Source organism: Chitinolyticbacter albus (assembly GCF_024437655.1).
Lineage (GTDB): Bacteria > Pseudomonadota > Gammaproteobacteria > Burkholderiales > Chitinibacteraceae > Chitinolyticbacter > Chitinolyticbacter albus.
In genome coordinates, this window is record NZ_JANBVF010000030.1 from 69,732 (window position 1) to 81,263 (window position 11,532).

An 11,532-nucleotide genomic window follows, 5' to 3' on the forward strand; every position below is an offset into this window, starting at 1 on the left:
GCCGGCTCCTCAGAACGAGAATCGCTGCAGCTTGCGCTGCACGAAGAAGAAGTAGACACCGACGCCTGCCAGGATCACCAGGAACATCAGCGTGGCGACGGCGGCCCCCAAAGTGGCGCTGCCCAGCTGGCTCTGGTAGCCGAAGAAGGCGCGGTAGAAATAGGTGCCCAGGATGTCGGTGCTGTAGCTGGGGCCGGCCATCGCGCCCTTCACCGAGTAAATCAGGTCGAAGGCGTTGAAGTTGCCGACGAAGGTGAGGATGGTGACAAGGCCCAGCGTGGGCAGGATCAGCGGCACGCGGATGGTCCAGAAAATGCGCCAGGCCGAGGCGCCCTCGACCACGGCGGCCTCGATGATTTCGTCAGGAATCGCGATCAGCGCGGCGTAGATCAGCATCATAGGGATGCCGACGAATTGCCATACCGACATCATCGATAGCGTGTAGAGGGCGGTTTCCTCCTGCCCCAGCCAGGGCTGGAACCAGTCGGCAAGGCCGATCGCGGTCAGGATGGTTTCCGATACGCCCCACAGCGGAGAAAGTATCAGTTGCCAGATGAAGCCGATGATCACCACCGACAGCAGCGTCGGCAGGAACAGCACGGTCTGGTAGACCTTGGCGCCGCGCACGCCACGCATGCTCAACAGGGCAGCGAGCAACAGACCCAGCGGGTTCTGGATCAGCATATGCACCAGGAAGAACCGCACGTTGTTCCCCATGGCATTCCAGAAGCTTTCCGACCAATCCGAGTCGAACAGCAGCATCTGGTAGTTGGCGAGCCAGGCAAAGTGCTGGCTGCCGGTTTCGCTGGTCGTGTAAAAGCCCAGACGCAGCGTGTCGATCAGCGGCCAGGCGCTGAACACGGCGTAGATCAGCAGGGCCGGGGCCAGAAAGACCACGATATGCCAGGGTAGCGGCTTTTTCATGGCAGGTACTCCGAATTCTTGGTGCGATGGCTTCGGTTTAGAAACCTCGCTCGCAACAGGCAAAAAAAGGGCCGGCGGCGCGGCCACCGGCCAAGACGAGGAATGGAGAGGAAGATCCATTCGTTGCGCCGTGACGCCGCGCTCCAGCACGCAGCATCATTGCTCAGAGTGCGGCGGCGGTGCTGGGCGCCGCCGCACGCGGCCAATTACTTGGCCGGCTTGTACCACTTGGCGAAACCGTTCTGGATACGCTCAGCAGCGGCCTTCGGCGTCAGCTTGCCGTTCAGCACGGCCGAGTTGACGGTCCACAGTTCGGTTTCCATGTTCGGCTCGCCGCGGTTCAGGATCTGCGCGTTGAGGCGAATGGTGGAACCGCAGGTCTTGCGCCAGTCGATCATCTGCTTGGCAACCGGATCCTTCACGGCGATCAGGTGGTTGGACAGCGAGAAGAAGCCGGTGACCTTGTTGGTGTACAGGTCGGCGAATTCCTGGCTGGCAACCCACTCCAGGAACTTCTGCGCGTCGGCCTTGTTCTTGGACTTGTTGTTCACGCCCAGGCCCAGATCGGTGTGATCCGAGATGAAGCACTTGTCGCCTGCCTTGGCCACCGGCGGCGGGAAGGCACCGAAATCAACGCCTTGCTGGTTGTAGTAGCCGATGTCCCACGAGCCGGCAGCGACCATGGCGGCGCGACCCGAAGCGAACAGATTCTGCGTGTCGCCGTAGGTCTGGGCGCTGTAGCCCTTGGCCAGGTACGGGCCCCACTTGCTCATTTCTTCCCAGGCAGCGACGTATTGCGGGTCGGTGAACTTGGCCTTGCCAGCGATCAACGCCTTGCGGCCTTCTTCACCCTTCCAGAAGTTGGGGCCGATGCCGGTAAACACGATCTGGCTCGATTCCCACTGGTCGGCGGTACCCAGCGCGAGCGGGGTTTTGCCGGCCTTGAGCACTGCATCGGAAACCTTGTGCAGGTCGTCGATGGTCTTGGGCGGCTGCAGGTTCAGATCCTTGAAGACCTTCTTGTTGTAGAAGAAGCCATGGATCACCGAGGCCATCGGCATGCAGAATGTATCCTTGCCATCATCGGTCTGCCACGCCACCTTGGCCGAGGCCGGGAAGTTCTGCATGCCGGGCTTGCCGTCGAGCTTCTCGAGGTTGCCCTTCTTGTACAGATCGAGCGACTTGTCGAACGGGCGGCAGGTGATCAGGTCACCGGCGGTGCCACCGTTCAGGCGGGCTTGCAGGGCGGAGTCATATTCGGTCGGAGCGGTCGGCGAGAATTTCACCTGGATGCCCGGGTTCTTCTTCTGGAATGCCGGGATCAGCACGTCTTCCCACAGGCCCTTGTCGTCGACACGCCACGATTCGATCGTCAGCGTGCCAGCCTGGGCGGCGCCGGCGGCGAGCATGGCGGCGATCAGGGCGCCTTGAGTCAAGCGGATGTTCTTCATTGCAGGTTTCTCCTCAGATCCGGTGAGCCCGCGGATCAGTGCGGGACGATGCAACTTAGCATTCGAGGGAATGTGACGCCATGCGCGATCGGTTTTTTGTGGGTTTTTATGTCATGTTGTTGTATTTAAAAGGATTCTTGTTATTGTTGCTTGGGTTGTTGTTGCAATTTTTTACAATTGGCCTGGGTTGGCATGACGGCCGCGGTGGCACCAGCCACCCTGGTGAGTGGATCGATCGCGACGGATGCCCCGTCAATGCTGGCTAACCACGCCGCAGGGGCGGGGGAAAGACCGGGCCGGCTGGCGTATCAGCACTTTCTGATGCAAACACAATGCTGTGCAAGAAAATGCAAGTTAATGTTACAAATATGCCGGGATGATTACGCTATGCTCGGCGCCGCGCCGCAGGCGGGATTGGATGCCAGTTCAAATGAATGCAATGGGAAGGGCGGGGAACTGCTGGGGACGCCGGTGCGTGTTCCTGACGCTGCTGCTCTGTATCAACACGGCGATGGCCGCGCAGGCGCTCGACGTGCTGCATTGGTGGACGTCGCTTAGCGAGCGGCAGGCGGCGGACACGCTGGCGCGCGCGTTGGGTGAGGACGACGATATCGTCTGGCGCGACGCCGCGATTCCCGGTGGCGCGGGTCTAGGCGCCTTCAAGGTACTGAAGAGCCGCGTGCTGTCGGGCCATGCGCCCGATGTCGCACAGCTGATCGGGCCGACGCTGACCGATTGGGGCGAGCTGGGGCTGCTGCTCGAGCTCGATGACGTGGCGGCGGATGAGAACTGGGATGACGCGCTGTTCCCCACGATCCAGTCCTTGATCCGGGTGCAGGGGCACACGCTGGCCGTGCCGGTGGGCCTGCATCGCATCAATACGCTGTATTACCGTCCGCAGCTGCTGGCCGAACAGGGATTGCGTCCGCCGCGCAACTGGGCCGAGTTCGAGCGCGTGGCCGCCCAGCTGCAACGCGCGGGGATCACGCCGCTGGCACAAAGCAGCGAACCGTGGCAAGTGGCCACGCTGTTTGAAGCGCTATTGCTGTCGGAAACGGGCGTCGTCCATTACAAGCAGTTGCTGCAGCGCCGCAGGCCGGACGACTGGTTCGACCCGCGCGTGCGGCGCGCGCTGGAACGCCTGCGCAGCCTGAAGCGCTGGATGGTGCAGCCTGTGGTGCAACGCAGCTGGGAAGTGGTGGCCCGCAGCTTTGCCCGCGGCGATGCGGCGATGTGGATCATGGGCGACTGGGCGCGCGGCGAGCTTGTCAGCATGGGGTTGGACGTCGATCACGAGTTCGCCTGCATCGCGGTGCCGGGTACGCAAGGCGTCCATCTGTATAGCGTCGACACCTTCGCCATGCTCGCGGGCAACTACGGCAAGCAGCGCGAGCAGGAGGCCATGGCACGCCGACTGGCGGGCATTCCATTGCAACTGGCCTACAATCGCGCCAAAGGCTCGGTGCCGGTCCGGCGCGACATCGATCCGGGCGTGCTCGACAGTTGCGGCCGCGATTCGTGGCGGACCTTCGGGCGTGGCAGCGCGGTGCAGGCGCCGAGTATCGTGCACCGCATGGCGACCGACGAGGCGATGAAGGATGCCATCATTGCCCAGGTCTATCGCTATTTCATCGACGACCAAGTCACGGCGATCGAGGTGCAGCGGCGGCTGGCAACCATCGTACGCGCGCTGCAGAACGATACGGGCAACCGGAGAATCCCGAAATGAACCGCAAGATCCTGATCGTTGATGACGACCAGAAGACCCGTACCCTGCTCAAGGCCTACCTGGAGAAGAACCAGTTCGAGGTACGCCTGGCGCAGGATGGCGCCAGCTTCATGCAGGAGTTCGAACGCTATCGCGACGAGCTGTCTCTCGTCATCCTCGACGTGATGTTGCCCGATACCGATGGCTTCCAGCTTTGCGCCTATATCCGCAAGCGCTCGCAACTGCCCATCATCATGCTGACGGCGAGCGCGGACGACACCGACAAGATCGTCGGCCTGGAAATGGGCGCCGACGATTATCTGGGCAAGCCGTACAACCCGCGCGAACTACTGGCGCGGATCAAGGCGATCCAGCGTCGCAGCGGCATCGACAACGCCGCGCCGCCGCGCTATTTCCGCTTCGCCGGCTACGTGCTCGACGTGGTCGGGCGCACGCTGACCGACCCGGATGCCGTCGAGATCAAGCTGACCGGCCTCGATTTTCAGCTGCTCAAGTACTTTGCCGAGCACCCGGGCGAGGTGCTCGATCGCAGCATCCTCGCCGAGGAAACGCGCGGTCGCGATCTGGGGCCGCTCGATCGCTCGCTCGATGTGCAGGTCAGCCGGCTGCGCCAGCGCTTGAACGACGATGGCCGCCAGTCGCAGCTGATCAAGACCGTACGCGGCAGCGGCTATGTGTTCTCGGCCGAAGTTGTCGCCGAGCGGGGCTGATAGGCTGTGCGCTGGTTGCCACGTTCATTGTGGGGACGGCTCACGCTGGTGATGCTGGTGGGCGTGCTCGCCACCCAGCTCGTCGCCAATCTGATCTGGGCGCAACAGTTACGCAGCCAGTCCGAGCGTGAGGCAACGGCCGCCGCCCAGCATCTGGGCCGCTCCGCCGCTGCTGCCGTGCGCTTCTTCAAGAGCCTGCCCGTCAATTACCGCCCGCTTTTGATCGAACAGTTGCGCGAAATGGGCGGCACGCGCTTCTTCGTCAATACCAATACCGCGCAAATCCCGGTCGATCCCATCGCGCAGTCCGAGTTGTCCCAGGCAGTGCTGACGACGCTCGATGCCACGCTCAAGCGCGAATTGCCGCGGCTCGTCGACTATCGGCTCGCGCTCGCGTGGCCGCAGGACCTGCAGGTGGGCGACAACGGCGTGCTGCTGTCCGATCTGCCCGACGACTGGGTGCAGCACACCCTGATCGTGAAGCCGCGCCCGGCGCCAGTGCTGGTGATCCAGGCCGAGCTCGCACCCGGCGAATGGGTGTACCTGGCCGCGCTGCTGCCTGACCCCTATTTCCTCGACAGCGACAACCCGCTGGCCATGGACCGGCTGGCGTTGCAGCTCGCCACGCTGGTGTCGGTGCTGTTGCTGTCGTTGTTGGTGGTGCGCTGGCTCACCCAGCCGCTGGGCAAACTGGCCGATGCGGCGCAGGCCTTCGGCCACGGCGGACTGACCGAAGCGATGCCGGAAACGGGTAGCAGCGAATTCGTGGCCACCGCGCGCGCATTCAATGCGATGCAGGATCGCATCCAGCGCTTCATCGACGATAGGGAGCGACTGTTCTCGTCGATCTCGCACGATCTGCGCACGCCGATCACCCGGCTCAAGCTGCGCACCGAGCTCTTGGATGATGACGAGACGCGCGCCGAATTCCACGAAGACCTCGATGAGCTTGATGTCATGGTCAAGGGTGCGCTGCAAAGCGTGAAGGACACTGACATCCACGAGAACCGCACGGCCTTGCGGCTCGATGCATTGCTGGAGCGATTGGTGGCCGACGCCAAGCTGGCGGGGCAGGAAGTGGCGTTCGCCGGCGGCGCCATCACCGTGCAGGCCAAGCCGCTGGCACTCAAGCGCGCCATTACCAATCTGATCGACAACGCGGTCAAGTACGGCGGCCGGGCCGAAGTGCTGCTGTCCGAGGCCGGCGACACCGTCGAGCTGACGATACGCGACTATGGCCCGGGCGTGCCCGACGAGGCACGTGATTCATTGTTTCAGCCCTACGTCAGGTTGGAACATGGCCGACAAAGCAACAGTCTGGGCATGGGGCTGGGGCTGGGCATCGCCCGCAATATCATTCATGCCCACGGGGGTGAGCTCGCCCTCTCCAATCATCCCGATGGCGGACTCGTCGCCCGCCTGAAATTGCCCCGAAGCGCCCGGCCTGGTTAACCGCGGCTAACAACAGCCAGCGTAGCGGTACCGGCAAGCGGGGCGAACGCCCTGGCAGGCGATGGGCTTGCCTCGCTCGCGCTGAAAGGGCGGTGACCCCGGACTCCCTGCGGTCACCCTGAAGGGCGATAAATCGGACTCCCTTCGGGCGCACACAGTACAAGCGTAGCGCGAGTATGCGCGACCTCGTACAGCAGGGTTTGTTGGCCACGCTGAGGCCTGGTGTTGCATTGGTGCCGCAGACCGGCGCGACGATTTGCTGCAAATATTAGTACATGTTCATATTGTGATTCACATTGCCATGCGGACGCGATGCGTCCTACGAGCCAACCATAAACTGCTAGGAAGTTGCGCGGGAGCGGCTAAGTTGATAGCCAGCACTGACTCGGTTGCGCACGTGCACCGCATCGCCGATTAACTTTTTTTGATAAAGCTACAATGCGCCTTCCTGCCCTGGTCCTCGCCCTGGTTCAATTGCTTGTCTTTCTCTGGCTGGCCGCCGTCTGGTGGTGGGGTCTGGCCGCGGGGCTGCTGTTCGGTGGCGCCCTTGTGTGGATGACACGACCGCAACCTCAACCCTTGGTTCAGACCCTGCGCGACGAGCCGATACCGGAGCCAGCGATATCGCCGCTGGCTGACCTCATGGAAGGGATATTGCCGCTGTGGCATCGCCATGTCGGGCTCGCCCGCAGTCAGACCCAGGACGCGATCGACAACCTTGCCATGCGCTTTGCTGGCATCAACCAGCGCCTGGCGGGCACCGTCGCGCTTGCCGGCGGCGGGCAGGGCGGCGAGGTGATGCAGGTGATCCACGATGCCGAAGGCATGCTGGGCCGTATCGTCGACGCGCTGGAACAGGTGCTGGCGGCCCGTGAGGCGCTGCTTCAGGAAATCGAGGGCCTCGGCCAGTTCAACGACGAACTCAAGCGCATGGCGAGCGACGTGGCCGAGATCGCCGGCCAGACCAATTTGCTGGCGCTCAACGCCGCCATCGAGGCCGCGCGTGCTGGCGAAGCGGGCCGGGGTTTCGCCGTGGTGGCGGACGAGGTGCGCAAGCTGTCCAACATGTCGGGCGAGACCGGCAAGCGCATCCGCAGCAAGGTCGATTCGATCAACCAGACCATCGGCGGCGCGCTCGCCACCGCGCAGCGGCTGTCGGCCGATGAAGCATCGATGATCGGCGAATCCAAGGATGTGGTGGGGCAGGTGCTGCAGCGTTTCCAGGGCGCGGCCGACCATCTGGCCAGCACCGTGGCGCAGCTCGAGGGCGAGAGCCGCGTCGTCGAGCAGGAGGTGCAGGACGTACTCGTCAACCTGCAGTTCCAGGATCGCGTCAGCCAGATCCTCGACCATGTGCAGCGCGACATGGACAAGCTCACGACCTTCGTCGCGGGCGGTGGCATTTTGCCCGCGCGGGCGCAGTGGCTGGCCGAGCTTGAGCGTACCTACACCACGATGGAGCAGCGCCAGGCGCATGGTGGCAAGGGCGGCAGCCGTGTGGCCAGCTCGCAGGTCGATTTCTTCTGAGTTTTCTCCCCGGTTCCTCAAGCAAGGGTGATTCATGGGCAAGACCATATTGATCGTCGACGATTCGTTCAGCCTGCGGCAGACCGTGGGCATCGCGCTCAAGAGTGCCGGCTACGAAGTGGTCGAGGCCAGTGACGGCCGCGATGCGCTCGGCAAGCTCGACGGCCGCAAGTACAACCTCATCATCTCCGATGTGAACATGCCCAACATGGATGGCCTGTCGTTCGTGAGGGCCGCCAAGCAACTGCCCAACTACAAGTTCACACCCATCATCATGCTCACCACCGAGGGTGACGAGACCAAGAAGCAGGAAGGCAAGGCGGCCGGCGTGCGCGCCTGGGTGCTCAAGCCCTTCCAGCCACCGGTGCTGCTCGACGCGGTGGCCAAGCTGGTCCTGCCCTGAACCTGTTTACAAATACTGCCGCGTGTCTTGCGCCTTGCCGCACACCGGCATTGCCCCGAGTGCTGTCGCGACAAGGGCGTTAACAGGCGCCAACGCCTCATTCCTGTTTCGGGAGTTGCCATGCCGCTGACCACGTTAGCCAAGGGTGAAGGCGCCCAGTTCCGCCTCGATGGCGAACTCACCATCTTTCATGCCGCGTCGCTCAAGGATGCACTGATCGCCGCGCTCGGCGAGGGTGGACCGGCGTTGACCATCGACCTTTCCGGGGTCGACGAGCTCGATACCGCCGGCGTGCAGTTGCTGCTGCTGGTCAAGCGCGAAGCGGCGCGGCTCGGTCGCGCGCTGATTTACAGCGGACACAGCGCCGCGGTGATCTCGGTGCTGGAACTCTTGGATCTGGCGGGCACGCTGGGCGATCCGCTGCTTATTCCCAACGCTAGCCGCTGAGGTTCGATCATGGATATGGAAGACGCACGCGACGCGCTGGTGCAGGAGGCGCGCGAACTCTTGGCCGCCATGGAAATGGCGCTGATGCAGATCGAGGCCGAGGGCGCCAGCAATGAGGCGATCAATGCCATTTTCCGCGCCGCCCATACCATCAAGGGCTCGGCCGGGCTGTTTGCGTTCGAGCGCATCGTCAGCTTCACCCATATCGCCGAGAGCGTGCTCGACAAGGTGCGCAACGGCAGCCTGCCGCTCGATGCCAACCTGCTGTCGCTGCTGCTCGAATGCGGCGACTATATCGGTGAACTGGTCGATGCCATCGCCGCCCGTCGCGAAACCGAAGAGCCTGATCCCCACCGGCGTGGCCGGCTGGAAGTGGCGCTCAATGCGCTGCTCGGCGTGGATTCCCCGGCTGCCGCGCCCCTCACCGTGCAAAGCGCCAGTACGGGCTCGGCACAGATTGAAGTCGAGGGTGAGGGCGCCTCGGTCAGTAGCGACAATTGGCATCTCTCGCTGCGCTTCTCGCCCGATGTGCTGCGCAACGGCATGGATCCGCTGTCCTTCCTGCGCTACCTGGGTACCATCGGCACCATCGTGCACATCGTCACGCTGCCCGATGCCCTGCCCGACGCGCTGGTGATGGATCCGGAGGCCTGCTACCTCGGTTTCGAGATCGATTTCGTCTCCAGCGCCGATCGCCAGACCATCGAGGGCGTGTTCGAGTTCGTGCGCGAGGACAGTGAAATCCGCATCCTGCCGCCGCGCGGCAAGATCGCCGAATACATCACGCTGATCCATGAGCTGGCCGAACCGGCTGGCCGGCTCGGCGAGATCCTGGTCAAGGGCGGTGCGCTGACCGCGACCGAGCTCGATACCGTGCTGGCGCAGCAGGCGGCCGAGCCGGTCCCCGCCAAGCCACTTGGCACCTTGCTGGTCGAACAGGACAAGGTGCCGCAGGCGGTGGTCGCAGCCGCGCTCACCAAGCAGAAGCAGGGCGAGGAAAAGCGTACCCAGGAGCAGAAGTTCATCAAGGTCGAGGTCAGCAAGCTCGATGCGCTGATCGACCTCGTTGGCGAGCTGGTGATCGCCGGCGCCGCCGCCAACCTCGTAGCGCACCGCGAGAAGCACACCCGTTTCGAAGAGGCGGCGCGGGGGATTTCCACCCTGGTCGAGCAGATCCGCGATGCCGCGCTCACCTTGCGCATGGTGCCAATCGGCGAAGTGTTCCAGCGCTTCCCACGCGTGGTGCGCGATATCTCGCGCGAGCTCGGCAAGGAAATCCAGCTCTTGGTCACCGGTGCCGATACCGAGCTCGACAAATCGATGGTCGAGAAGCTGTCCGATCCGCTGATGCACATCGTGCGCAATGCGATGGATCACGGCATCGAAAGCACCGAGGCCCGGGTCATGGCGGGCAAGCCCATCGAGGGCACGCTGCGGCTCAACGCGTACCACGAATCGGGCAGCATCGTGATCGAGGTCTCCGACGATGGCCGTGGCCTCGATCGTGACCGCATTCTGGGCAAGGCCATCGAGCGTGGTCTGGTCAGCCCGGACCAGCCGCTCAGCGAGAACGAGATCTTCCGCCTGATCTTCGAGCCGGGCTTCTCCACGGCCGAACAGGTGACCAACCTGTCTGGGCGCGGTGTCGGCATGGACGTGGTGAAGAAGAACATCGAAGCCTTGCGCGGCGAGGTGGAGATCGTCAGCCGCCTTGGCCAGGGCACCACGGTGCGGATCCGCCTGCCGTTGACGCTCGCCATCATCGATGGCTTCCAGGTGATGGTGGGCGATTCGCAGTTCGTGATTCCGCTCGAGCTCGTGATCGAGTGCATCGACATCAGCAGCCATGACCTGCGGCACAACATCCTCAAGCTGCGTGGTGAGCCACTGCCGTTCGTGCGGTTGCGCGAGCTGTTCGATCTGCCGGACATCGAGCATGTGCGCGAGAGCCTGGTGGTGGTGCAGTACGGCCAGCAGCGGGCGGGGTTGGTGGTGGACAAGCTGCTGGGTGAGTTCCAAGCGGTGATCAAGCCGCTGGGCTTGCTGTTTGGTGGGGTCAAGGGGATCAGTGGTTCGACCATTCTGGGGGACGGCCGCGTGGCGCTGATCCTCGACGTACCGCACCTGGTTCAACGCACGATGCGTGCGAGTACTGCATTGCTTTCACATCAACACGAAAAGCTAAATCGTTAAGGGAGATGATAACCATGGGGTGGTTCATGCGCATGAAACTGGGCACCAAATTGCTGGCAGCGTTTCTGATTTCGTCGCTGTTGACGCTGCTGATCGGCGTCTGGGCCGTGATCAATATCCAGAAGGTTGGCGACGCGGGCGAATCCATCTACAAGACCAATCTTCTGGCGATCAGCAATCTGGATCGCGCCGAGCTCTTTATCGTGCTGCACAGCCGTACCATCGTGCGTTCGATGACGCAGGCGAACGACCCGACGGCCTACGCCGACACGGTGCAGCGCAGTAAGGGCTACCTCGAAAGCTCCCGCAAGTATTGGGACATCTATGCCAAAACCGAACCTTCGGAGGCGGAGGTGAAGCTACGGGCCGATATGGACAAGCTGTTCCCCGAGTATCTGCAGCTATCGGACAAGGCTGACGGGCTGATGAAGCAGGGCCTCGCCGATGACGCGGTTCAGCTCGTCAACCACGAACTACGCAAGAAGCTGGGCGAGCTTGAGGCGGTGTTCGAGGGCATCACCTCCGATAACGAGAAACAGGCCGAGGAGGCGAACGTCAGCAATGCCGCGCAGGTCGAGGCGGTGCGAACGACCACCCTCACCCTCATCGTCGTGGCCTTCGTGCTATCGGTACTGATGGGCTTGCTATTGGCGCGCATCATCACCCGCCAGGTGGGGGGCGAGCCGGACAAGGCGG

General features: G+C 63.1%; 11 protein-coding genes. 9 read left to right on the forward strand and 2 right to left on the reverse strand.

Annotated elements, in window-relative coordinates:
- Positions 1-9 precede the first annotated feature (9 nt).
- A complete protein-coding gene (locus tag NLI84_RS15285; RefSeq protein ID WP_255991524.1) occupies positions 10-924 on the reverse strand; it encodes a carbohydrate ABC transporter permease in 915 nt (304 codons plus the stop codon).
- A gap of 206 nt (positions 925-1,130) precedes the next feature.
- On the reverse strand, positions 1,131-2,375 hold the full coding sequence (locus NLI84_RS15290; protein WP_255991525.1) for an ABC transporter substrate-binding protein: 1,245 nt from the start codon (positions 2,373-2,375) through the stop codon (positions 1,131-1,133).
- Positions 2,376-2,455: 80 nt separating this feature from the next.
- Between NLI84_RS15290 and NLI84_RS15295 the strand changes: the two genes are divergently transcribed.
- The 9 genes from NLI84_RS15295 to NLI84_RS15335 all read left to right on the forward strand — a co-directional run.
- Positions 2,456-2,641 carry a hypothetical protein gene (locus tag NLI84_RS15295; protein WP_255991526.1) on the forward strand — a complete coding sequence of 62 codons (186 nt, stop codon included), beginning with the start codon at positions 2,456-2,458 and terminating at the stop codon, positions 2,639-2,641.
- A 209-nt stretch (positions 2,642-2,850) separates the two neighbouring features.
- Positions 2,851-4,104 carry an ABC transporter substrate-binding protein gene (locus NLI84_RS15300; RefSeq protein ID WP_255991527.1) on the forward strand — a complete coding sequence of 418 codons (1,254 nt, stop codon included), beginning with the start codon at positions 2,851-2,853 and terminating at the stop codon, positions 4,102-4,104.
- Positions 4,101-4,814 (forward strand): response regulator, encoded by a 714-nt coding sequence (locus NLI84_RS15305; protein ID WP_255991529.1) that lies wholly within the window; start codon positions 4,101-4,103, stop codon positions 4,812-4,814. Before NLI84_RS15300 ends, NLI84_RS15305 begins: the two co-directional genes overlap by 4 nt.
- 6 nt (positions 4,815-4,820) lie before the next feature.
- Positions 4,821-6,266, forward strand: coding sequence for an ATP-binding protein (locus tag NLI84_RS15310; protein WP_255991530.1), 1,446 nt, complete (start codon positions 4,821-4,823; stop codon positions 6,264-6,266).
- Positions 6,267-6,740: 474 nt separating this feature from the next.
- Positions 6,741-7,793 (forward strand): methyl-accepting chemotaxis protein, encoded by a 1,053-nt coding sequence (locus NLI84_RS19310; protein WP_255991531.1) that lies wholly within the window; start codon positions 6,741-6,743, stop codon positions 7,791-7,793.
- Between the two features lie 34 nt (positions 7,794-7,827).
- Positions 7,828-8,196 carry a response regulator gene (locus NLI84_RS15320; RefSeq protein ID WP_255991532.1) on the forward strand — a complete coding sequence of 123 codons (369 nt, stop codon included), beginning with the start codon at positions 7,828-7,830 and terminating at the stop codon, positions 8,194-8,196.
- A gap of 120 nt (positions 8,197-8,316) precedes the next feature.
- Positions 8,317-8,643, forward strand: a complete 327-nt coding sequence (locus NLI84_RS15325; protein WP_255991533.1) for an STAS domain-containing protein — start codon at positions 8,317-8,319, stop codon at positions 8,641-8,643.
- 9 nt (positions 8,644-8,652) lie between these two features.
- On the forward strand, positions 8,653-10,836 hold the full coding sequence (locus NLI84_RS15330) for a chemotaxis protein CheA (protein WP_308445832.1): 2,184 nt from the start codon (positions 8,653-8,655) through the stop codon (positions 10,834-10,836).
- A gap of 26 nt (positions 10,837-10,862) precedes the next feature.
- On the forward strand, positions 10,863-11,532 hold a 670-nt coding region (locus NLI84_RS15335), incomplete at its 3' end, for an MCP four helix bundle domain-containing protein (RefSeq protein ID WP_255991534.1).

What these genes read in the sequence shown, in the direction of transcription:
- NLI84_RS15305 (WP_255991529.1), top strand. Translation starts at nt 4,101, where the DNA reads ATGAACCGCAAGATCCTGATCGTTGATGACGACCAGAAGACCCGTACC.
- NLI84_RS15330 (WP_308445832.1), top strand. Translation starts at nt 8,653, where the DNA reads ATGGATATGGAAGACGCACGCGACGCGCTGGTGCAGGAGGCGCGCGAA.
- NLI84_RS15290 (WP_255991525.1), bottom strand. Translation starts at nt 2,375, where the DNA reads ATGAAGAACATCCGCTTGACTCAAGGCGCCCTGATCGCCGCCATGCTC.
- NLI84_RS15325 (WP_255991533.1), top strand. Translation starts at nt 8,317, where the DNA reads ATGCCGCTGACCACGTTAGCCAAGGGTGAAGGCGCCCAGTTCCGCCTC.
- NLI84_RS15285 (WP_255991524.1), bottom strand. Translation starts at nt 924, where the DNA reads ATGAAAAAGCCGCTACCCTGGCATATCGTGGTCTTTCTGGCCCCGGCC.
- NLI84_RS15320 (WP_255991532.1), top strand. Translation starts at nt 7,828, where the DNA reads ATGGGCAAGACCATATTGATCGTCGACGATTCGTTCAGCCTGCGGCAG.
- NLI84_RS15295 (WP_255991526.1), top strand. Translation starts at nt 2,456, where the DNA reads ATGCGCGATCGGTTTTTTGTGGGTTTTTATGTCATGTTGTTGTATTTA.